At 42.1% G+C, this 22,215-nt stretch carries 17 protein-coding genes and 1 pseudogene; 8 read left to right on the top strand and 10 right to left on the bottom strand.

Annotation, left to right across the window (positions count from 1 at the left end):
• A partial coding sequence (locus ABZB17_RS07815) for a DUF5020 family protein (RefSeq protein ID WP_372649166.1) occupies window positions 1-424 on the bottom strand: 424 nt, incomplete at its 3' end.
• 250 nt (window positions 425-674) lie between these two features.
• The gene (locus tag ABZB17_RS07810) at window positions 675-1,325 is read right to left on the bottom strand and encodes a DUF2461 domain-containing protein (protein ID WP_372649164.1); all 651 of its coding nucleotides are present in this window, start codon (window positions 1,323-1,325) and stop codon (window positions 675-677) included.
• Between the two features lie 53 nt (window positions 1,326-1,378).
• Here ABZB17_RS07810 and ABZB17_RS07805 point away from each other — a divergent pair, with 53 nt between their 5' ends.
• From ABZB17_RS07805 to ABZB17_RS07785, 5 genes are all read left to right on the top strand, one after another.
• Window positions 1,379-2,050 carry a 2-C-methyl-D-erythritol 4-phosphate cytidylyltransferase gene (locus tag ABZB17_RS07805; RefSeq protein ID WP_372649162.1) on the top strand — a complete coding sequence of 224 codons (672 nt, stop codon included), beginning with the start codon at window positions 1,379-1,381 and terminating at the stop codon, window positions 2,048-2,050.
• A 192-nt stretch (window positions 2,051-2,242) separates the two neighbouring features.
• On the top strand, window positions 2,243-2,869 hold the full coding sequence (locus ABZB17_RS07800) for a TetR/AcrR family transcriptional regulator (protein ID WP_303925362.1): 627 nt from the start codon (window positions 2,243-2,245) through the stop codon (window positions 2,867-2,869).
• A complete protein-coding gene (locus tag ABZB17_RS07795) occupies window positions 2,853-4,196 on the top strand; it encodes a TolC family protein (RefSeq protein ID WP_372649160.1) in 1,344 nt (447 codons plus the stop codon). The genes ABZB17_RS07800 and ABZB17_RS07795 overlap by 17 nt, the downstream gene beginning before the upstream one ends.
• Window positions 4,197-4,220: 24 nt before the next feature.
• Window positions 4,221-5,342 carry an efflux RND transporter periplasmic adaptor subunit gene (locus ABZB17_RS07790; protein ID WP_372649158.1) on the top strand — a complete coding sequence of 374 codons (1,122 nt, stop codon included), beginning with the start codon at window positions 4,221-4,223 and terminating at the stop codon, window positions 5,340-5,342.
• A 24-nt stretch (window positions 5,343-5,366) separates the two neighbouring features.
• On the top strand, window positions 5,367-8,804 hold the full coding sequence (locus tag ABZB17_RS07785) for an efflux RND transporter permease subunit (protein WP_372649156.1): 3,438 nt from the start codon (window positions 5,367-5,369) through the stop codon (window positions 8,802-8,804).
• A 125-nt stretch (window positions 8,805-8,929) separates the two neighbouring features.
• Here the strand turns inward: ABZB17_RS07785 and ABZB17_RS07780 are convergent, their stop codons facing one another.
• A complete protein-coding gene (locus ABZB17_RS07780) occupies window positions 8,930-10,018 on the bottom strand; it encodes a mannose-1-phosphate guanylyltransferase (protein WP_372649154.1) in 1,089 nt (362 codons plus the stop codon).
• Window positions 10,019-10,184: 166 nt separating this feature from the next.
• On the opposite strand from ABZB17_RS07780, the gene ABZB17_RS07775 reads away from it, so the two are divergent.
• The 3 genes from ABZB17_RS07775 (at window position 10,185) to ABZB17_RS07765 (ending at window position 12,658) form a co-directional block, all read left to right on the top strand.
• A complete protein-coding gene (locus ABZB17_RS07775) occupies window positions 10,185-10,925 on the top strand; it encodes an ABC transporter permease (protein WP_045025958.1) in 741 nt (246 codons plus the stop codon).
• Window positions 10,922-11,677 (top strand): ABC transporter ATP-binding protein, encoded by a 756-nt coding sequence (locus ABZB17_RS07770; RefSeq protein ID WP_045025957.1) that lies wholly within the window; start codon window positions 10,922-10,924, stop codon window positions 11,675-11,677. The genes ABZB17_RS07775 and ABZB17_RS07770 overlap by 4 nt, the downstream gene beginning before the upstream one ends.
• Window positions 11,678-11,809: 132 nt before the next feature.
• A complete protein-coding gene (locus ABZB17_RS07765) occupies window positions 11,810-12,658 on the top strand; it encodes a DUF89 domain-containing protein (RefSeq protein ID WP_372649152.1) in 849 nt (282 codons plus the stop codon).
• A gap of 221 nt (window positions 12,659-12,879) precedes the next feature.
• On the opposite strand, the gene ABZB17_RS07760 is transcribed toward ABZB17_RS07765, so the two are convergent.
• The 7 genes and pseudogenes from ABZB17_RS07760 to ABZB17_RS07730 all read right to left on the bottom strand — a co-directional run.
• The gene (locus tag ABZB17_RS07760; RefSeq protein ID WP_372649150.1) at window positions 12,880-14,436 is read right to left on the bottom strand and encodes a PglZ domain-containing protein; all 1,557 of its coding nucleotides are present in this window, start codon (window positions 14,434-14,436) and stop codon (window positions 12,880-12,882) included.
• Window positions 14,437-14,557: 121 nt separating this feature from the next.
• Window positions 14,558-18,247 carry a tetratricopeptide repeat protein gene (locus tag ABZB17_RS07755; RefSeq protein WP_372649148.1) on the bottom strand — a complete coding sequence of 1,230 codons (3,690 nt, stop codon included), beginning with the start codon at window positions 18,245-18,247 and terminating at the stop codon, window positions 14,558-14,560.
• Between the two features lie 214 nt (window positions 18,248-18,461).
• Window positions 18,462-19,577 (bottom strand): P-loop NTPase, encoded by a 1,116-nt coding sequence (locus tag ABZB17_RS07750; RefSeq protein ID WP_372649146.1) that lies wholly within the window; start codon window positions 19,575-19,577, stop codon window positions 18,462-18,464.
• 238 nt (window positions 19,578-19,815) lie between these two features.
• Window positions 19,816-20,139 carry an MGMT family protein gene (locus tag ABZB17_RS07745; protein ID WP_372649144.1) on the bottom strand — a complete coding sequence of 108 codons (324 nt, stop codon included), beginning with the start codon at window positions 20,137-20,139 and terminating at the stop codon, window positions 19,816-19,818.
• A 274-nt stretch (window positions 20,140-20,413) separates the two neighbouring features.
• Complete coding sequence (gene trmB, locus ABZB17_RS07740) at window positions 20,414-21,154, bottom strand: tRNA (guanosine(46)-N7)-methyltransferase TrmB (RefSeq protein WP_372649142.1); 741 nt, start codon at window positions 21,152-21,154, stop codon at window positions 20,414-20,416.
• 44 nt (window positions 21,155-21,198) lie between these two features.
• Complete coding sequence (locus ABZB17_RS07735; RefSeq protein ID WP_372649140.1) at window positions 21,199-21,669, bottom strand: gliding motility lipoprotein GldH; 471 nt, start codon at window positions 21,667-21,669, stop codon at window positions 21,199-21,201.
• 66 nt (window positions 21,670-21,735) lie between these two features.
• Window positions 21,736-22,215: pseudogene (locus ABZB17_RS07730) on the bottom strand (hypothetical protein); the annotation flags it as partial.

Here is a 22,215-nt window from a genome sequence, read left to right as displayed (position 1 = left end):
TGTCTTTAATGTACTTGTAGTTGGCCTGCAAAGTCAGAATTTTAGAGAAATCAGCCGAAGCCCAGGTACGTTCCACACCTGCTAACCAGCAGTTTTCAATAGGAATCCAAACTCCACCGCCAATACTCATTGTACCCCCATTGTATTCAACACGTGGCATAAATTTCTGAGTTTCGTTCCATTTAAAAGCACGTGCAATTTCCCAGTAAGCCAACGAAATACCATTGTCGATTCCTGTTCCATCAGCACCATAATCCATGTCGATGAAAAAGAATGTCGAACCGTAAGCATCGGGACGGAACATTTCTACTGTTGAGGTCAACATTTTGCGGCCTTCGCCGAAATCGTAATGTAACTGTACATTTTGGGCATTAACAGAAAACATAAATGCAACAAAAGCCATTGCAAGTAGTACTTTTTTCATAGTCGTTAAATTATAAGAATTTGATATTTAATGGCAGCAAAAGTAATTATTCTTTCCAATCTGAAAAACAAAAAATGATGCTAACCACCTCTGTATTGAATGGTTATAAATAAAAGAACCCCGGTCAGAACAACCGGGGCATTTCATTGAAATCGGGAAGATAAAAAATAAGGGTCTTATAATATAATATTCTTTAGAGCCGTAAAAAGTAACCCTACGAACTTTTATTAAGAAACAATAAAAATAATTTTTAGGCCAGGGCTTCGTATAAAAATACGTTAACCGGATAAAGTTGTTCGTAAAGCTGCACCACTTTTTTAATGCAACTATCACTCGTAACTACCTTATCTTCCAGCGGTTTTGAATAGATATACGATTTGTTTTTCAGCAAATCAATGTGCTCATGATCTTTCGGAAAACCCTTTGGAGCCAGCTTTAATTTATCGTCATACATTTCCGGAAACTGTTTTTTAAATTCAGTTTCATCGGTAATTTCCAGAAATTCCTCGGCATGGTCAGCCACATAATTCCTTATCGATTTTAGCACCGGTGCCGGTGGCATATATATTCCGCCGGCAATAAAACAAGCACCGGGCTCAATATGAAAATAATAACCCGGATTCATACTTTTCCGGCCGCCTTTACATATAAAACTGCCAAAATTGGTTTTGTACGGGCGTTTATCTTTTGAGAACCGCACATCGCGGAATATCCTAAAAACACAATCTTTGGGTTGTAAACCCCGCACCGCCGGATCGAATTCACCAATCTCGTTAATCAGCACATCGGTAAGAAGAAGTAGCTTTTCTCTGCTTTCATCGTACCATTTTCGGTTATCGTTAAACCACTCGCGATTGTTGTTTTCCTCCAGCTGCTTTAAAAATCCAAGAACTTTCCCCATAGTAGAATAGTTTGCACTATTTTAGCTTTCAATGTAAACAAAAAACAGAATTGATGCTAAAAAAGTTTGCCTTAATTGTTGCAGGCGGCAGCGGAAACCGAATGGGGGCTTCCGTTCCGAAACAGTTTCTCGAAATTGAAGGGAAGCCCGTTTTGATGTACACTTTTGAAGCCTTTTTACGTTTTGACCCCAACATTGAATTTGTACTGGTTTTACCCGAATCACAGCTTGAACACTGGAAGAAACTTTGCAAAGAACATGCTTTTAGCACAGCGTATAAACTTGCTTTTGGAGGTGAAAATCGTTTTCAATCGGTAAAAAACGGGCTCGCACAAATTGTTGACGATGGCATTGTTTTTATCCACGATGGCGTTCGTCCGCTTGTTACAAAGGAAACCATTGAGCACTGTTTTTCGGAAGCCAAAAAATCGGGTAACGCCTTACCGGTTGTTCCTCCGGCAGAGTCGATTCGTTATTCGGATGAACATGGCAATAAATCGGTTGACCGAAGTAAATATTTTTTGGTACAAACACCACAAACTTTTGATGTACAAACCATAAAGGAAGCATACCAAAAGGCTCAACACGAAAATTTTACCGACGATGCTTCCGTACTTGAAAACGCCGGACATAAAATTCATCTTGTTAATGGCAACCGCGAAAACATTAAAATTACCTGGCCCCAGGATCTTATCATCGCCAAAACCTTTCTTTTTCCACAATAGCATAATCGGCGTTTATTGGTAAATATTCGCCATTCACCGATTAAAACCACGGAAACTTTTTCAAATCGAATAGTTTTGTGTAACTATTTTACGATTTAAAAGTCTATAGAACTGGGAAGTTTAAACGCACTGTCGTGTAAAAACTTTTTACACGACTAAAGTTTCCTGAGAAAATAAGCATACTTTTGCCGCGTGGAAGAAAAGAAGAAATACATTATAGAAAACGTGGGCCATCTTTATTTTAAGAAAGGCATACGTGCGGTTACCATGGACACTGTGGCAGCCGAATTCGGGATATCGAAAAAAACACTTTACCAATATTTTACCGATAAAGAAGATTTGGTAAACCAGGTTATCGAGTTCTATATTGAAGAAAGTGGAAAAACTTTTAAGGAGTTGGATGATACAAATGCCATCGATAGTATTCTACTCATTCGCAAGCATGTGGCATTTATTTTTAAGTTCTACAACAATAGCATTGAGAAGGACCTAAAAAAATATTATCCCGGATTGTATAAAAAGATTAATGAGGTAAAACGCGAGCGCATTTTTACCAGTACCATCGATAACCTGAAACTGGGAATGACGCAAGATCTGTATCGCACCGATCTTGATCCGTATCTGATTGCCAAACTGCAGGTGGGAAGAATGTTGTACACCATGAATCCGGATTATGGAATTTTTGAAGAGTACGAAGTAAACTCGCTCGCATTTTTCGATAGCATGATGGACTACCACATGAATGCTATTTGTACCGAGAAAGGAATAAAATATTATAAAAAACAGCTTAACAAAGTTCAGTATGAAGAAACAAATTAAACAAATCATCTTGTTTTTATTCTTGTCAGTTGTGGGACTGTCGCTGAAAGCTCAGGAAGAACAAAACACCGGATTTTCGCTCGACCAGGCCACACAATATGCCATGCAAAACTCGTATGTTTTGTTCAATACGAAACAAGATGTGACAATCGCCCAAAAACAGGTGTGGGAAACCATTACAACCGGATTGCCACAGGTATCGGGAACAGCTAATTATAACGCATTTCTGAATCTGCCGGTTTCTTTAATTCCCGGTGAATTTTTTGGAGGAGACCCTGGCACTTACATTCCTGTAAAATTTGGTCAGGACTACAATGCCGACTTCGGATTCAGCGTATCACAACAAATCTTCGATGGTTCGTGGATTGTTGGAGTGAGCTCGGCCGAATTGTATTTAAACCTGGCCAAACAAGTCAACGAAAAAACGGAGATCGACATACGCAGCGCAGTGGCACAGGCCTACTACGCCGTGTTAATTAGCCAACGCTATCGCGAGGTTATGCTTGAAAGTTTGGAAAACAGCACCCGTTTGTACGAAGAAACCAAGGTGTATTACGAAAATGGCTTTCGCGAACAACAAGATGTTGACCAGCTAAGAATTTTGCAAAAAAATGCCGAAAACGAAGTACTTCGCTCGGAAAGAGAATTAACAATTGCCAAAACGGTTCTGAAATATACCATGGGCTTCGATCTGAGCCAGGAGATTGAATTAACTGATGACCTGGATGTTTTCGTTTCGCCATTAGTGCAGGAATTGAATTCTATCGATCTTGATCTGATCAACCACATCGATTACCGTTTGGCCCAGTCGAATTTTGAAGTTTCAGACAAACTGTACCGATTGGAAAAAGTAGCTTATTTGCCAAAGCTTAATGCTTTTTACAGCTACTCACGTACATCATACGGCAACAAAGCCAACCTGTTTAAAGAAGAGTGGTTCCCATCGTCGCTAATCGGTGTGCAGGCATCGATTCCCATTTTCAATTCAGGTAATAAACGTGCAAAAGTACAACGGGCGCGCATCGAACTCGACAAAGCAGAAAACGATATGCGTTACGCTGAGGTAACACTTCAGAAAGATTACTTAATGGCATCGGCTGATATGGAAACGGCACGCGAACAGTTTTTAAACACACGTGAAAACCGCGATCTGGCAAAAAGCATTTTGGATAAAACACAAATAAAATTTAATAACGGAATGGTTAGCAGTGCCGAGCTTTCACAGCAGGAAACACAGTACATAACCACCTCGCAACAATTGGTTACCTCAACGTTATCGTTGCTGCAAGCCGATTTAAATCTGAAAAAAGCCGCCGGCGCATTATAAACGAAAACAAAAAAATTAAATACGATGAAAAAGATTCTATTCATATTAACAACCGCACTTATAGTTTCGGCTTGCGGAAATACAAAGGTTACCGACGAAGCCGCCAAACGAGAACAATTGCAGGAATTAAAGCAGCAGGTTCACACGCTTGAGCAACAAATACACGTGCTTGAAATGGAACTATCTGCTAACGAAACCGAAGAACTGGTTAATATTAAAACCAACACGCTTGAAAATCAAAAGTTTGAACACTTTATTGAAGTTACCGGAAAAGTTGAAGCCGAGCAGGATGTGAATGTAAGTCCCGAATCGGCAGGAATTATAAAAGAAGTACTGGTATCTGAAGGCCAACAGGTAAGCAAAGGGCAGGTTATGGCGCGCCTTAACACCGATGTTTTGGAACGTTCGATTGAAGAGCTGCAGGTACAATTGGATTTGGCCGTAACAAATTACGAGCGTCAGAAAAACCTGTGGGACCAGAACATTGGCTCTGAGATGCAATACCTGCAGGCCAAAAACAATAAAGAAAGTCTTGAAAAGAGGATTCAAAGTTTAAATACGCAAATTGAAATGTCAGAGGTAAAATCGCCTATTAACGGTGTGGTTGACATTGTTTACCAAAAGAAAGGAAATATTGGCAGCCCGCAAACACCGTTTGCCAAGGTAATTAATACTGGCAACATTAAAATTTACGGCGATATCTCCGAATCGTACATTACCAAAGTACACCAGGGCGACAATGTTGAAATTCGTTTCCCGGCCTTAGACAAAACTGTTGATGCTAAAATTAACCAGATCGGTAATACCATCGATCCTAATAACCGTACATTCCGCGTGCGTATCAACATCAATAATCCCACAAACCTTATCAAGCCCAACCTGGTTTCCGTGATTTCATTGCGCGACTATATAAACGATTCGGCTATTGTTGTGCCTTTGCTTTATATTAAGGAAGACTTTAACGGCCACTACACTTATGTTGTTGAAAAAGAAAATGGAGAAGATGTAGCTCGAAAAGTTTATGTTACTCCTGGTGTTACCAACAACAACATGACCGAAATTGTTGATGGGCTAAGCGCCGGAATGAGGATAATCTCAGAGGGTTATAATCAGGTTGTTAACGGAACAGCTGTACAAATCAATTAAACAACTACCTTAAAACTCTTCATGATGGAGAAAGAACCTGAAAACAAAGAATTTGAAATTACGCGTGTATTTAAGCCCACGCTTCTTTCATTGAAAAATAAAATAACAGTATACATTTTCACCGCCCTGCTGGTGGTATTTGGTATTTTTTCGTACAACCAAATGCCCCGCGAAGCTATGCCTGAAATTGTTGTGCCTTATATTTTTATTCAAACTTTATACCCCGGTAACTCACCGGTTGATATTGAGAATTTGTGCACCCGGCCAATCGAAAAAGAGCTAAAAGGCCTGAAAGGGATAAAAAAAGTATCGTCAGCATCATATCAGGATGCAAGTGTTATTATTGTTGAATTTAATACGAACGTTACCATTAAACAGGCACTACAGGATACTAAAGACCGTGTTGATAAAGCCAAATCAGAACTTCCCGGAGACCTGCCGAGTGATCCCTATGTCACTGATTTCGACCTATCCGAATATCCGATTATGAATGTAAATGTTTCGGGAGAGTACAGCATTCGTGATTTGAAGAAATATGCTGAAGTAATGCAAGAGGAGTTCGAAAGCTACAGCGAAATTTCGGAGGCAAACATCCGTGGAGTTGAAGAAAGAGAAATCCAAATTAACATTGATCCATTCAAGCTTGATGCCGTAGGCCTTACATTTGATGATGTAGCCTTTGCTATTCAGCTGGAAAACATCAGCATGGGAGCCGGTCAGTTTACTGCCGACCAAACCCGACGAACCATTCGCACCGATGCCAATTATACCAGTATCGACCAAATTGCCAATACCATAGTAAAAGTAAACATGGGCAAACCCGTATATATTCGTGATATTGCCACTGTTGTTGATGACTATAAGGAACAGGCAACCATTGCCCGGGTAGATAATAAACCCGTCGTAACGCTGTCGGTAACCAAAAAATCAGGAGAAAATATTCTTTCTGCCTCCGAGAATGTTTTTAATGGAATAGACCAGTTAAAAGCTCGCGGGCAAATTCCCAAAGATCTGAATATTGTGGTTACTGATGATATGACAATCGAGATTGAAAATACTATTTCGAGTCTTGAAAACAGTATTATTCTCGGAATGATACTGGTAACTTTTGTGCTGTTTCTGTTTCTTGGTTTCAGGAATGCACTTTTTGCCGGCCTCTCCATTCCTTTGTCTATGTTTTTGTCCTTTGTTATTCTTCAACAATTGGGCATTACCTTAAACTCAATGGTACTTTACGGGCTAATACTGGCACTGGGTATGTTGGTTGACAATGCCATTGTAGTGGTTGAAAATGTTTACCGCTTATACAGTAGTGGAGTTCCTCTATTAAAAGCCACAAAACACGGAGTAAGCGAAATCGCCTTTCCCATTATATCGTCAACACTTACTACGCTCGCCGCCTTTTTCCCACTTCTGGCATGGGAAGGCATGATAGGTGAATTTATGAAAATCTTCCCGCAAACATTAATTGTTGTGCTTGCCTCTTCATTGTTTGTGGCCCTCATTCTTAATCCTGCTTTTATTGCAGGGTTTATGAAAGTTGATGATATAACAAAAAAAGCAAATAAAAAGCGTGTATTGCGTAATGCTGCGATTCTTGGCGGAGCAGCAGTTTTTTTCTATGCCGGACAAATATTTCTAGTAGCTAACTTATTGGCAACTATAGCTGGTCTGATGCTTTTAAATCTGTTTGTTTTAAGAGGTCTGGCACGTTGGTTCCAAACTATATTACTCGTTAAACTTGAGAACCTCTATACGCGCCAGTTGCGACATGCATTGTCGGGACCATGGCCCTATATTTATTTTGGAGGAACGATATTGCTGCTTTTATTCTCAATGGGATTCTATTTTGGAGGTAACCCGAAGATGGTATTCTTCCCCGATGTTCCGCCAAATACCGTTTTTGTTAGTATGGAACTGCCTCTGGGAACTTCCATAGAGCGCACCGATGAAGTGGCCAGCGAAGTTGAAGCAATTGTAAAAAATACACTTTCGCCATATAGCGATATTGTTAAATCGGTAACAACTAACGTAGGTGTTGGAAAAGGAGGAATGTTTGAGGAAGAATCAAGCCCAAACAAATGTTTAATCTCGGTGAGCTTTGTACAATTTAAGTATCGGGATGGAGCCAATACAAGTGCCATTATGCAGCAAATTTCTAAAGATCTGGATGGCTTTGTTGGCGCAAAAATATTTGTTGAAAGTGGCGACATGGGACCACCTACCGGAAATCCGGTAAACATAGATATTAGCGGCGATGAATTTGACCAGCTAATTGCCATTACTGACGATTTCCTGCAAATTATTGAAGAAGACAACATCCCTGGAATCGATGAATTAAAGTTGAACATTAATACGAACCAACCGGAGATGCTGATTGAGGTGGACCGTGAGCAAGCACGATTATACGAACTTTCTACGCAACAAATAGCAATGGCTTTCCGAAATGCAATTTATGGATACGAAGCCAGTCAGTTTAAGGATGGTGAAGACGAGTTCGACATTTTCGTTCGCCTGGATGAAAAGTACAGAAATGACGTTTCTACATTGATGAATCAAAAGATACATGTAAACGATAATTCTATACCTATCTCATCAGTAGCTAAGTTTAAGTTTTCCAGTTCATACGATAAAATCAGTCGCATTGATTTTAAACGCGTAATTACTATTTCATCCGGAGTAGTAGAAGGATACAATGCCAATGAAATTAATGCACGTATTGAGCAAATTCTGGCTGATTACGAAATGCCTGCAGGCTATAGCTATGAGTTTACGGGAGAGCAGAAAGAACAAGCCGAAAGTATGGAATTTCTGTTCTTTGCACTTCTTATTGCGGTAGCCATGATCATGATTATTATGGTTACGCAGTTTAATTCGTTTATCCGCCCTGCAATTATCATAGCAACAGTAATATTCAGCACCATTGGCGTTTTCCTCGGTTTAGGTATCTTCCAAATGGAATTTGTAGTAATAATGACCGGAATTGGAATCATCTCGCTGGCCGGAATTGTTGTAAATAACGGTATTGTACTGATCGATTATATCGACCTTACCCGTAAACGCAAGCGATTGGAACTTGGTTACTCCGAGAAAGCATTTCTACCTAAAGATGTAGAATTAAACGCATTGGTACATGCCGGAAAAACCCGTTTACGCCCGGTATTACTTACCGCAGTTACAACTGTTTTAGGGTTGTTACCTCTGGCTGTGGGATTGAACTTCGACTTTTTTACCTTGTACTCACGTTTCGATCCGCAAATATCAATTGGTGGCGAAAGTGTAGCGTTCTGGGGGCCAATGTCGTGGACTGTAATTTTTGGTCTTACCTTTGCCACTTTCTTAACCCTGTTACTTTCTCCGGTGATGTATATGATTACCATCCGGATTAATTACACCATAAAAAAATGGACCGGTAATTTACCGGAAGAAAACAGACCTAAAAAAGCAGAAGTATCGGAATAAACCGATGCTTTTAACAGAAAACGGGTAGCCTTTATTGACTACCCGTTTTTTTATTGCAATTATCGAGGAGAAAAAATATCTTACTCCTGAAATCTGCGTTATCTGCGTGCAATTATTTTAGAATTCTATACCAGCGAATCGCCCTTCTGAATGCGAACATCAGTAACAAACTTCTTTATCTGATCTTCATCTTCGCGTCGGCAAATCATTAAGGTATCGTTTCGTTCGGCAATTATAAAACCATCGAGGCCCTGAATTACTGCCATTTTATTTTTCGAGATATCTACAATGCAGTTTTCGGTATCATACAGCATCACATTATCGGCCCGAATTACATTGCCCTGTCCATCTTTTTCCTTGTTTTCGTACAACGAACTCCAGGTTCCCAGGTCGCTCCAGCCAAAATCAGCCGTTAGCACATACACATTTTTCGCTTTTTCCATAATACCGTAATCGATTGATATGGCCTGGCATTCGGAATATGTTTTTCGGATAAAAGGCTCCTCGCTGGCGGTATTCAACAGCTTTCGTCCATGTTCAAATTTTAATGCAATTTCGGTTAAATGCTGTTGCAGCGACTCGAGCATGGTTGACAGCGATGAAATAAAAATTCCCGAGTTCCAGTAAAATTCACCACTTTCGATAAAAATCTTCGCCATCTCTTCGTTGGGCTTCTCGGTGAAGGTTTTTACTTTATACAGGTTGTCAAGATCCTTAAACTCCTTTTTCCGTTTCACCTGGATATAACCATATCCGGTTTCCGGACGGCAGGGTTTTATTCCCAGCGTTAATAAAGCTGGTTTTTCTGAAACAAATTCCAACCCGTTCCGGATTTGTTTTTTAAACTCCTCCTCTTTCAGTATAAAATGATCCGACGGCGTTATAATGATATTTGCGTCAGGATCGGTGAGGGCAATTTTATTGGCAGCATAAGCCAAACACGGTGCGGTATTGCGTCGCAGGGGTTCCAGCAAAATCTGCTCATCTTTAAGTTCGGGAAGCTGCGTTTTTACAAGATCTTTATATAATGCGTTTGTTACAACAAGGTAGTTTTCTTTGGGTACGATCTCCTGAAACCGCTCGTATGCCTGTTGAATAAATGTTTTTCCTGTTCCTAAAATATCTAAAAACTGTTTTGGACGTGCTGTACGGCTAAGTGGCCAAAATCGACTTCCTACTCCACCAGCCATTATCACACAAAAATTGTTAGCCATCTGAATGTGTTTTGTTCGTATTATCAATCTTCCCTGAGATTGTAACTTTGAAAATACGGAATTATTTTGTTATTGTTGCCTCAGCCCGATTCAAATTCATAAAAATTTTGTTTCCGCATATTAAGTTGTAATTTTAGCCGATTACATTAGCAAGAAACTATAAACAATGGGGTTTTTCTTTCATATTGGTCGATATTTTTCGATGCTGAAACGGGTTTTTGCCCGACCCGAGAAACACAAGCTGTATATCAGGCAATTGTTTCACGAAATCGATAACCTGGGCGTAAACTCGGTTGGAATCGTAATTATCATTTCGGTTTTTATTGGCGGAATTATGACCATCCAGTTCGCCTACAGTATGGCAAATCCTCTTTACCCTGTTGAGCTGGTTGGTTTGGGTACACGCGATACGCTTTTACTCGAATTCTCGTCAACCATGCTGGCCCTTATTATGGCCGGAAAAGTGGGCTCCAATATTACATCCGAGATTGGCACCATGCGTGTTACCGAGCAAATTGATTCGCTTGAAATTATGGGTGTAAATTCGGCAAGCTACCTTATTCTTCCAAAGATTATTGCAGTGGTATTTGTCTTTCCGTTTTTGTATATCATCAGTGTATTCTTTGGTTTGCTGGGCGGTATGGTTACGGGGCCAATTGCAGGGGTAATATCTATTCCCGATTATATTTCCGGTATCCAGTGGCTGTTTTACCCCTATTACATTACTTTCTCGTTAATAAAATCTTTGTTTTTTGGATTTCTGGTGGCTTCGGTGCCGGCCTATTTTGGTTACTACGTGCAGGGCGGTGCCCTCGAAGTGGGTAAAGCCAGTACAAAAGCCGTGGTTAACACCAATATTCTTATCCTGTTTTTCGATTTAATTTTAACCCGCTTGCTATTAACATGATTACGCTTAAAAACATTGTAAAAACATTCGACGGCAATACGGTTCTGAATAATATTTCAACCGTGTTTGAACAGGGAAAAACCAACCTGATCATTGGCCGAAGCGGTTCGGGAAAAACTGTTTTGCTGAAATCAACACTGGGTCTGTTCGAGGTGGATAGTGGTGAGATTTGGTACAACGACCGCAATTTCACCCAGATGAATCAAAAGGAACGAAAAATTCTGCGCCGTGAGGTGGGAATGGTTTTCCAGGGCGGAGCCTTGTTTGATAGTATCTCGGTGGAAGGCAATGTTCGTTTCCCATTGGATATGTTTTCCAAAATGAGTCCGGCGGAAAAACAAAAACGTGTTGAATTTTGCCTCGACCATGTAAACATTGATAAACAGGCTTTTAATCTTTCGCCCAGCGAAATTAGTGGTGGTATGCAAAAACGTGTAGCCATTGCACGTGCCATAGCACTGAATCCGAAATACCTGTTTTGCGACGAACCCAACTCGGGCCTCGACCCCGAAACTGCAACGGTTATCGATCAACTCATTCAAACGCTTACCAAAGAATTTCAGATGACCACCATAATCAACACCCACGATATGAATTCGGTGATTGAAATTGGCGAATCGGTGCTGTTTATTTCTCATGGCCAGAAAGAATGGGAAGGTACCAAGGAAGATATTCTAAAATCGGACAATCAAAAACTCGAAGATTTTATTTTTGCAAATAAACTTTATGCGCAGATGAAGAAGGGGCAGTAATATAAAAAATTAACTCTATAATAAACATATTTTCAAACATTAGCTCAATACACTTTAATTAAGAAACTTCTGTTACTTTTACTCCCAACTCGGAACCAGAACTTCTGACTTCCGGCTTCAAACTTTTTTAGCATGAACTACGAATGCCTAATCTGCCAGGTAAAAGCACTGCAAAAACGTATGGACAAATACGAAATTGCAGAGGAAAAACGAAATAAGATTGTGAGTCAGGCCATTTCAACCATTGCGGGCATTGACCTCGACAAAAGTTTTTCGCCCGAAATTACCAGCAATATTTTAAGGGAACTGGCGAAAGAATCGGAAGTAAAAGATCCGTTTAGCACTGAAAAAGAAGAAAGCAACCAGGCATTGTTGAGTCGTTACAGCGAATTTAAAACAAAGGTGGAAACCTCCATCGATAAATTCGATACGGCACTGCGATACGCCATTGCCGGAAACATTATCGACTTTGGACCAACACACCGTTTTGATGTGGACGAAACCATTGAGCGGGTATTCCAAACCTCGTTTGCCGTTGACGATTCGGAGGCATTAGAAGCAGCGATAAAAAAGGCTAAAACCATTTTGTACCTGGGCGACAATTGTGGCGAAATTGTAATGGACAAACTCTTTCTGGAAACCATCGGTCACCCGAATGTGATATTTGCCGTTCGCGACCAGCCCGTTTTAAACGATGCTACCTTAAAAGAAGCCCATGAAGTAGGCCTGCACGATGTTGCTTCGTTAATCACAAATGGCGATAATACGCCGTCAACCTTGCTACGCCGGGTAAGCAAAGAGTTTCTGGAAATCTATCGCTCGGCCGACCTCATCATTTCAAAGGGCATGGGAAATTTTGAAGGATTAATGGATGAAAACGATCCGCGCCTGTTTTACCTGCTGATGATAAAATGCTCTGTTATAGGCCAAAAGGTTGGTGCCGAAAAAGGAGATTTTGTGGTAAAACGAAGCAAGAATTAAACACAGAGATTTGCGAATGATGATTAACGATTTTAGATTGCAGAAGTGTGAGAAAAGTTTGCAGTCGCAGTTTGCAGTTCTACAATTTGACAATAGAACAATTAAAAAAGGTATAAATTGGCAATAGGCAAATAGCAGTAAGCAAACAATAAAAACTTTAAAGTGTTTTCAGAACCTTTGCGCCTTAGCGTCTCTGCGGTAAAATTCTTTGTATTTCAACTCTACTTTTTAGGATCCAAAGTAACTATCGGAATAATCAATTCCTCCATAGAAATACCGCCGTGCTGGAACGTATCTTTGTAATAATTAGCGTAATAATTGTAGTTATTCGGATAAGCAAAAAAGTCGGTTCCCTGCGCAAAAACGTAGCTGGTACTCACATTTCGCGATGGCAGATAAATACTCCGCGGATCGCGAATCTCAAATACATTCTTCGATTTAAAATTTAAATTTTTACCCAGTTTGTAACGCAGGTTGGTATTGGTTTCGCGGTCGCCAATAATCTTCACCGCATTATCAACACGAATAGCTCCGTGGTCGGTGGTAATTACCACACGAATATTCTCATCGGCCAGCGCCTTCAACAACTCCAGCAACGACGAGTTTTTAAACCAGCTTAAGGTTAACGAGCGATAAGCTTTTTCGTTGTTAGCCAACTCGCGAATCATGTCCATTTCGGTGCGGGCATGCGAAATCATATCCACAAAATTCACCACCATCACCGAAAGGTCGTTTTTCAGAATATTGTTGAGATTATCGTTTACCCAGCGCTCCTTTTTAGCTCCCGATCCTTTTTCGAAATACAGGCTCTCTTTACGCGAAAAACGCTGCAGCTGTTTACGCAGCAACTCCTCTTCGTTGCGGTTTTTGTAGCCTTCGTTATCGTCGTCGAGCCACAGTTGCGGGTACAACTTCTCAATTTCCGAAGGCATTAAGCCGGCAAACATGGCATTACGCGCATACATGGTTGCTGTGGGCAAAATTCCACAGTACAACTCTTCTGATACCGAGCGGAAATAGGTATTTATCTCGGGACTAATAACCCGCCACTGGTCGTAGCGTAAATTGTCCACCACCAGCACAAAGGTCTTTTTACCGTCGTTAAGGTTTGGAAAAACACGGTGTTTAAAAATATCGGGCGACAACATTGGCCGGTCTTCAAAATCGGCATCAAACCAATCCTGGTAGTTATCTTTTATAAAACGGAAAAACGCCTTGTTGGCCTCCTCCTTCTGCATGGTTAGCACCTGGTCCATAGCCGAATCTTCCGACTCGCTCAACTCCAGTTCCCAGTATACCAACTGGCGGTAAATATCTTTCCATTCATCAAAAGTCAGGCGGTCGTTCAGTTTCATCCCGATCTGGGCAAACTGCATCTGGTATTTCGATGTGGTTTGCTCGGTAACCAACCGCTTCTGATCGATGTTCTTTTTCAGTGTCAGCAATATCTGTTTTGGATTGACCGGCTTAATCAGGTAATCGGCAATTTTAGCGCCAATTGCCTCATCCATTATATTTTCCTCCTCGCTTTTGGTAATCATTACCACCGGCACGTTGGGGGCATGGTCCTTAATTTTTGTCAGTGTTTCCAAACCGGTAAGGCCCGGCATATTCTCGTCGAGGAAAATAATATCGAAATAACCGGCTTCAACTTTCTCAATCGCATCGAGTCCGTTGTTCGCCGTTTCAACTTCGTAACCTTTTTCCTGTAAAAATATGATGTGCGCGCGTAAGAGATCTATTTCGTCGTCTGTCCAGAGTATTCTTGGCTTATTCATTCTTTTTATGTTTTCTGTTTCGTTCCTATCAGTTAAAGATAAGAACAAAATGGGTGCCGTTAAAGTATGTGCTTAACAAACTTTAAGAGTTCTTTACTCCTAAGGGAAGTATTAAACGGTGCTATTTATTGAGGTATACCTGCTTGTAGAAATCCATGTATTCGGTAATGTTCTTCTCGCGAAGGAAAATACCGAAGTTCTCATCCGAAATCAGGAAATTACGGTACTGCGCAGTTCCAAGCGGATCGAACAGATCGCGGTTGCGCACCACCACGCTAAAATACTGGCGTGCCGTTGCCTCATCTTCCATACCTTTTACAATGATGAGCTGACGCACCTGATCAAGCTGCTGTTCTTCGATGGTAAAACCCGAGTTGGCAAAATTCGACTGGTTATACGCTGCAATACCGTTAATAAAGGCATCTTTAAATACACCTGTTGCCGGAATTACAAACACAATGCGGTGCGGCCCTGCAATGTTCTGGTTATACGGCGAACCGGCCAGCGAAGCCGTTTCTGTCTGAACGGCAGGTGTTGGCTCAGCAGTTTGGGTAGTCGTAGCCGGTGCCGCTGTCTGGCTTTCGGTATCCGATGATGAATCGGAAGCTCGGCGCTGAATATAATTGTCGCGGAAGAAAACGATGTACTCTTCCACTTTATTCTCGTCGAGCATAGCTTGCAGGTTATCATCGGTAATCAGGAAGTTGCGGTAGGTGGATTGCCCCAGCGGTTCGAACAAACTACGTGTGGTAATTGCCCTGCGGAAATACGACATCGATTCGTTGAGTGCCGGAATTCCGTGAACCACCAGCAAACGATAATCGCCCACTTCTTTTGCCTGCAATGCCAGTCCCCAGGCACGGAACTCGTCGCGGTTAAAATCGGCAAATCCACGCATTAATGGTCGCAACGACAGGTTTTTGTCTTTTACGGCAATCACAAAATTCTGTGTGGTATCAACATTGGTATCGTACAATCCGGCCGGACCTGCATTTACCGTAACAAAAGTACCACGTTCGTTCAGCGCATTGTCTTCGGCTGCGGCACGCGCCATCAGCTCTTCAGGCGAGATATCCAAATCGTCGTCGCTGAAATTTGAACGGATAAAGCGGCTGTAATTTTTTACAAAGAACTTCATGTAATCGGCTGTTGAGCGTTCCTGCATTACCGCCCGGTAGTTGGTCGACGATATCACAAAGTTCATATAGTCAATTCCCTGTAAGGCTTTAAACACCGAAGCTTTTCTGATGATCGCTCCGTGATAGATCAGCGCATTTTCTTTGTTGGTCATCGAGCGCACCAGCACAAAAGCCAGTTTATCGTCGAGGTATTCGGTTTCAATATCGAAATCAATTTTTGTGTAGTGGTCGATGTTGTAATTTGCAATATCAAACTTCAGGCGATTCAAATCGATATTGTCTTCTTCGTCGCGCGGATAGGCAATTACAAAGTAGTGCAACAGATCTTCGTCGTAACTGAATTTACCGCCAAACTCATCGTCGGCAAAGAAATTCTCGGGCAACAGTTCCTCGTTTTGAATCTCTTCGCTGATATAACCCATTTCCACCAGTTTCTGGTAGTCGGTTAAGGTACTGTCCTGAATAAGCTTAAGTATTTCCCCGGCTAGTTCAGATGGTTCTTTTGCCGGATATTCAGCCAGGTAGCCTTTTAACAAGGCTTCAAAATTATGCACATCGGTTAACACGCCATCGGCAACCATTTCCATAAAATCAATTTTCGGAAGGATCACTGTATCGGGCTCCATTCTTTTCATTTGCATAGTAAGCGACTGCACGGCCTGGTACCTTCCCTGCTTGTAATTTCGGAATGTTTCCTGGTACAAGCGGTTCATGCTATCCGTTTTGGCTGCCATTTCAACAAAGAAATTCGGGTTTTGCAGAAACTGCGCAAACTTACTTTTCGGATACTGCGAAATAATGAGATTACGGTAGTAGTTTGATTTTTCTTTATCGCCCATTAATTCATACAAATCGTACAAATCAAAATAAGCCGACAAGAGATAAATATTGTTTGGATAGCGTTCTATCAGCTCCTCAAAAGCCTCGGCTGAACGCTCGTAATCTTCAAATTCCGATTTAAATATTTTTCCTGAGTTGTACAGTGCATCGCGAATTCGTTCGTGCGACACTGTCATCATAGAGTCGGTTAAAGGCAAATCCTGCGTATAGAATTCCTTTTTCAATGGGTCTTCCACACGTTGTTCTTCGGGTTCGGCCTCTGCCATTTCTTCGCCTTCTGCCATCGACACAGTGGCCTTATTCGATCGTCGCCAGTCGTCTTCCAATGCCCGCCTTCCCCATTGCTGCTGGAACGTTACCCGCCCGTACGACACCGTTTGCGGATTGTAAAAATACCAGCCGCCGCCACCTGAATTTCCCATTCCCATGCGGTAACGGTTTGAGCGATAGTAGCCCTGACTTTGCGCATCCTGCAGGGTCAGATTTTCCATATTTCGCTGGCGCTCCTGCTCTTCTTTCATCAGGCTGGCAATCAACGCTTCGCGCTCAACATCCGACATTTGAGCTACTCTTTGCAGACTGTCTTCACGTTCAACCAACAGGATATTGTCGACCAGGTTGGTTAAACTCCGGTAGCGTGCCGACACATTGTCGTAATTAGGATACGTTTCGTCGATAATGATCATTGCACTATCGTAGTACGACTGTGCACCACGATAATTCAAATCCTCGAAATAAATATCGGCCAAAGTAATTGATGACAAGGCCCGCTGGTATTGATTTTTAAAACTTGTGGCTACCGACTGTTTGTAGTTATCCTTGGCCACATCGCGGTTTCCTTCGCGGAAAAAAATGTTACCCAAGGCATAATAAATCTGATCGCGGAAATCGACATTCTTTTTGTCGCGCAGCATTTTATTCAACTGCTTTTTCAGATCTTCCGTATTTCCTTCGCCCGAAAATACACCTGCTCCATTTATCATCGCGTTAAAGGCCATGGTGTAATCAGGGTTCATTTTGGTTACCTTTCTAAAGGCTGCAGCTGCCGCCTCGTTCTGACCAAGCTTCTGGTACAACTGCGCTACAATGTATTGCAGGCGGGCTTTATCTTGTTTCCAGAATGTTTTGTCGATGGCAATATCGAGCAGGCGAATGGCATTGTCGTATTCAAACTGCTTTTTATAATAGAAAGCTGTGGCGATGGCAAAATCGCGCTCCAGACTTTTTGGAAAATCGTCGTACGACTGAATGGCCTGAATAACTTCGTTGGCTTCAATGTAACGTTCCATCTCGGTGTAGGCCCGAATCAGCCAAACCTGTGCCTCATTGGCCGTTTCTTCGTCAGGGTATTTACGCACCACATAAGAGAAATTATCAATGGCCGCAAAAAAATTGTGCTGGTAGAAATAAGCTTTCCCCATTAAGAGGTAACTGTCGTCGATCCAATTGTTAAACTCCTCCTGGCTGGCAAACTCCTGGTATTTGCGCGAACCACCTCCTCTTTTACGTTTTGGTTTTTTGGTAATGGAGTGGATCTCGATCAGTTTCGAACATTTTACAATCGCATAATCCATATCCGATTTTACCATGCGCGCTACCGATGGATCGCTCTCTTTGTAGATGGGCAAAATACGCGTAAAGTCGTCCTCAATGCGCTCTTCAATAGTTGCAACACCCTCTTTTACTGCCTCGTTGGCATTAAAATAAATATTGTAACGCGAAGTAACATTATGGAAAGTTCGTGATGCACGGGTATTTTTTTCAGTAGAACAGCCGGCAAAAATCGAAACCAATAAGAACAGGAATATGGTATGTAAAAATCGTTTCTTCAAGCAGTTTTTTGTTAACTCATTGAATAAACTCAGGAATCACAAGATTATTGCCTGTTGCTCCTGAATTGTTGCATTTTGTAAACGCTGTAAAAATAAGAAAAAATGAATGTTCAACAGAATTAATTACCGGATGGGGAAGATAATACATTTTAAAGGGATTATGGCCCTGAAAAAAGGCAGAGATGCGCGCTTTGTGCACCTCTGCTCTTTCAATTTATTTTCGTGAAATTTTTACCTTTTTGGTTGGCGCCATTTGTATGTTGCGCACATGCACACGATGTTTCACTTTTTCAGCTACATCGGCAAAAGCCTGCCCCGTAATTGTATCGCCATTGGCAGCTACGGGTGTTCCTTCATCGCCACCTTCGCGAATGCTCTGAACAATCGGAATTTGACCCAACAATGGTAAGCCTAACTTATCGGCCAGTTTTTTACCACCTTCCTTACCAAAAATGTAGTATTTATTTTCAGGCAGTTCTTCCGGTGTAAACCAGGCCATGTTTTCTACCAAACCCAATACCGGTACATCAACCGATTTACTTTGGAACATACTGGTTCCGCGAACCACGTCGGCCAAAGCCACATCTTGCGGAGTGGTTACAATTACCGCTCCGGTTACCGGAACGCTTTGTACCAGGGTAAGGTGAATATCGCTGGTGCCCGGTGGCAGGTCGATCAGCAAATAATCCAGTTCGCCCCAGTTTCCTTCCGAAATCAGTTGCTTTAATGCATTCGACGCCATTGGTCCGCGCCAGATTATGGCACTGTCGGGATCAACAAAAAAGCCTACCGAAAGGAATTTAACACCATATTTTTCCAGCGGATTGATCATTTCTCTGTCGTCGATCTTTATTCCTGCCGGACGTTCGCCTTCAACACCAAACATTTTTGGAATTGAGGGGCCAAAAATATCGGCATCGAGCAAACCAACTTTTGCTCCACTTTTTGCCAGTGCCACAGCTGTATTTACCGCCACAGTTGATTTACCAACACCACCTTTACCCGATGCAATGGCCACAATGTTTTTAACATTGGGCAAAATGGGGCGTTCCATGTCGTGAATAAATTTCACGGCAATGTTGTCTTCAATTTCAACCTGCTCGCCAAGGTATTTTTTTATGGCTGCTTCGCACGCTATAACCAGTGCCTCAATATTTGGGTCGTTGCTTTTCTGAAAAACCAGCGAAAAACTGATTCTTTGTCCGGCAATGCGGATTTCCTGTGGCATTTCCAGTTGCACCACATCTTCGTCGCTTCCCGGATATTTTACGGTGCGCAGCGCATCGGTAACATCTTTCGGGACAATTAATTTTCTTGGTATATCTGCCATTTTAAAATGCTTATTTTACTTTTTTGAAAAATTATTTGTAGTTGCAAATTTAATAATTGCAATTAGATGAACAGTTTAAACACGGAAATGTTTTGACTATTAATTTGAACATTTGACCATATATATTAATTTAACCCCCGAAAGAATAGGTGTCGTACCTACGGCACTTTCAATTGTGATAACCGAATAGTCTACCTCTATTTCGACCCTATGGGACTGGGTTGTGCAATAAAAGCATTTACAGTTCTTTCGTCGGGTCCCAGAATTTTTCTTTAAAATCGAGGATCTTGTCGCCATCCAGCTTCAGCCCTTCGGCTTCAAGCAACTCCTGCATGGCATTGGGATTATCGAAGTGATGTTTGCCGGTTAGCAGTCCGTTGCGGTTTACCACCCGGTGTGCCGGCACAAACTCCGGGTGCGAGTGACTGGCATTCATCGCCCAGCCCACCATTCGAGCTGCTCCCGGCGACCCAAGACAAGCAGCAATGGCACCATACGATGTTACTCGTCCCGGCGGAATTTGTTTTACTACTTCGTAAACCTGTGTGAAAAAATCGCTCATTTTAAACCAGTATTCTTTTAATCTTTTGCCCTACCCCTCACCCTGTCGGGAGCTCCCCTTGAAAGGGGAGCATGTTTCAAGCCACGCAGTTGCTGAACCAATAATCTTCTGCCTAATTTCAAAACTGTCCCGATTTTTTCGGGATGGCTACAGCCAAAGGGGTAAAGAACTCACCTTAATTTGTCATTTCGAACACAGTGAGAAATCTGTTACAATTATTCACAGAAGTCACAGATATCTCAGTCATTCTTCCTTCGATATGACAACAGGTTATCTACAAGTCCCGCGCACTACGCCCAAAACTGCGGTACTCGTCGCGTTCAATATCAATTTCGGGCTCTGTGTATTCGCCGTCGTGGGGAATAAATGCCAGGTATTTACTTGGTATTCCGCGGTCGAGCCACTGTTTTTCGTAAAACGTACGGATGCGCAGCACATCAGTTAATCCTTCCCACTCGTACAAATTATCGGTTTCGGCCAGTATTTCGAATTGATTCAATTTCGCCATTTCCAGCGTGTAGTTGTACTGAAAATTACTGTCGGTTTTTAGATGCACTACACCGCCCGGTTTCAGAAAATTCCGGTATTTATTCAGGAACGTTGTTGAGGTAAGGCGTTTCCTCGCTTTCCGCATTTGCGGATCGGGGAAAGTGAGCCAAATCTCGTCCACCTCATCTTTGGCAAAAAACTGAGGAATCAATTCGATGTTGGTACGCAAGAATCCCACATTTGTCATTTCGCGCTGGTAGGCCAGTTTTGCACCTTTCCACAGTCGCGCCCCTTTAATATCCACACCAATGTAATTGATGTTCGGGTTTATTGCCGCCAATTCCACGGTATATTCTCCCTTACCACAACCCAGCTCCAAAACTATGGGCTGATCGTTTTTAAAAAATTCGGCAGACCATTTTCCTTTTAAATGAAAATCGTCGTGTCCCACCTTATGAAACGGCGCCTGAACAACATGTTCAAAACCCATCATTTCATCAAACTTCTTCAGCTTTCCTTTTCCCACCTTTAAAAAATAAACTGTTGGTATTTATAAATTTCTTTGATCTTCTATTTGACTTTTTCCACCCGCACACCCACGTCGGAAATTCCTTTTAGCTCGTCGTTGCGCATGCCCTGCTGCAAGCGTATGATATAATCGCCCGAGCGAGGGAAAAACACATTGCGCCGGTAGATTACCTCGCGGGTTTTTAATCCGCCAAAACCTTCGCCCAGCCATTTCCCCGACGGATCGGCCAGCACCATTTCGAAGGTATCGGTAACCGCTTCGCCACCGGGTTGCTCAATGGTAACAAACAGCCACAGGTTGCTGTAGCGGTAATCCACCTTGTTGCGCACATTAATGTAAAGATTATGATTTTGAAGGGTATCAGTAACCGGCACGTTAAAAACCACCAGCGAATCTTTGTTCCAAACGCCTTTGTTTATTGGCTTGTATTTATCGAAAACGCTGTGCGATTCGCACGCTGCCATAATCGCCACAATTCCCGTAAAAAGTATAACCTGAAAAAAACGACTCATTCTGCTTCAACTATTTTTCTTCAAAAAATCATTACATCAAACGCTGTAAAACGCACGTTGTTTTCTTTAACTACGGTTTTGGTTACGATTTTGATTGGATCGACGGTTTTGGCTTCCCCCTCTGTTTTGCTTTGGTTTTCGGCCCTGGCCGTTTCCCTGGTTTTTATCTTGCCTTCGTTCGGGTTTCGGTCCCTGTGCGCTGGGCTGATTTTGCTTTCGGCCCTGATTAGGATTACGCCGATTGGTGCGCTTTTTCGGGCGGCTTTTTTTCTTCACCTGATCGAAACGATCCAAATCTTCCTGGCCCACCACATTATGGAAGGTATCCATTTTTTGTGCTCCGGCATCGTATTTTTCAATCACCAGTTTCTCCGGTTTTTTGCCGTTACGGTTTAACCGCAACACCTCTTTTACCCGTTTTACGGGCACCGGTACCAAATTCGAGGGTCCGTTTCCTTGAGGGGCGTACCAATAAATCCCCCCAAATATATCCGCCTTTAAAAAATAATAAGTTACGTTCTCGGAGTGCAGCGGAATGTTGTTTGG

It is taken from the genome of Draconibacterium sp. (assembly GCF_041583095.1).
Taxonomy (GTDB): domain Bacteria; phylum Bacteroidota; class Bacteroidia; order Bacteroidales; family Prolixibacteraceae; genus Draconibacterium.
The sequence above is the reverse complement of the archived record's forward strand: the minus strand, read 5'-3'. Positions and strand labels throughout refer to the sequence as shown.

What these genes read in the sequence shown, in the direction of transcription:
- ABZB17_RS07785 (WP_372649156.1), top strand. Translation starts at nt 5,367, where the DNA reads ATGGAGAAAGAACCTGAAAACAAAGAATTTGAAATTACGCGTGTATTT.
- ABZB17_RS07775 (WP_045025958.1), top strand. Translation starts at nt 10,185, where the DNA reads ATGGGGTTTTTCTTTCATATTGGTCGATATTTTTCGATGCTGAAACGG.
- ABZB17_RS07770 (WP_045025957.1), top strand. Translation starts at nt 10,922, where the DNA reads ATGATTACGCTTAAAAACATTGTAAAAACATTCGACGGCAATACGGTT.
- ABZB17_RS07760 (WP_372649150.1), bottom strand. Translation starts at nt 14,436, where the DNA reads ATGAATAAGCCAAGAATACTCTGGACAGACGACGAAATAGATCTCTTA.
- ABZB17_RS07745 (WP_372649144.1), bottom strand. Translation starts at nt 20,139, where the DNA reads ATGAGCGATTTTTTCACACAGGTTTACGAAGTAGTAAAACAAATTCCG.
- ABZB17_RS07795 (WP_372649160.1), top strand. Translation starts at nt 2,853, where the DNA reads ATGAAGAAACAAATTAAACAAATCATCTTGTTTTTATTCTTGTCAGTT.
- ABZB17_RS07805 (WP_372649162.1), top strand. Translation starts at nt 1,379, where the DNA reads ATGCTAAAAAAGTTTGCCTTAATTGTTGCAGGCGGCAGCGGAAACCGA.
- ABZB17_RS07750 (WP_372649146.1), bottom strand. Translation starts at nt 19,577, where the DNA reads ATGGCAGATATACCAAGAAAATTAATTGTCCCGAAAGATGTTACCGAT.
- ABZB17_RS07790 (WP_372649158.1), top strand. Translation starts at nt 4,221, where the DNA reads ATGAAAAAGATTCTATTCATATTAACAACCGCACTTATAGTTTCGGCT.
- ABZB17_RS07780 (WP_372649154.1), bottom strand. Translation starts at nt 10,018, where the DNA reads ATGGCTAACAATTTTTGTGTGATAATGGCTGGTGGAGTAGGAAGTCGA.
- ABZB17_RS07735 (WP_372649140.1), bottom strand. Translation starts at nt 21,669, where the DNA reads ATGAGTCGTTTTTTTCAGGTTATACTTTTTACGGGAATTGTGGCGATT.
- ABZB17_RS07765 (WP_372649152.1), top strand. Translation starts at nt 11,810, where the DNA reads ATGAACTACGAATGCCTAATCTGCCAGGTAAAAGCACTGCAAAAACGT.
- ABZB17_RS07810 (WP_372649164.1), bottom strand. Translation starts at nt 1,325, where the DNA reads ATGGGGAAAGTTCTTGGATTTTTAAAGCAGCTGGAGGAAAACAACAAT.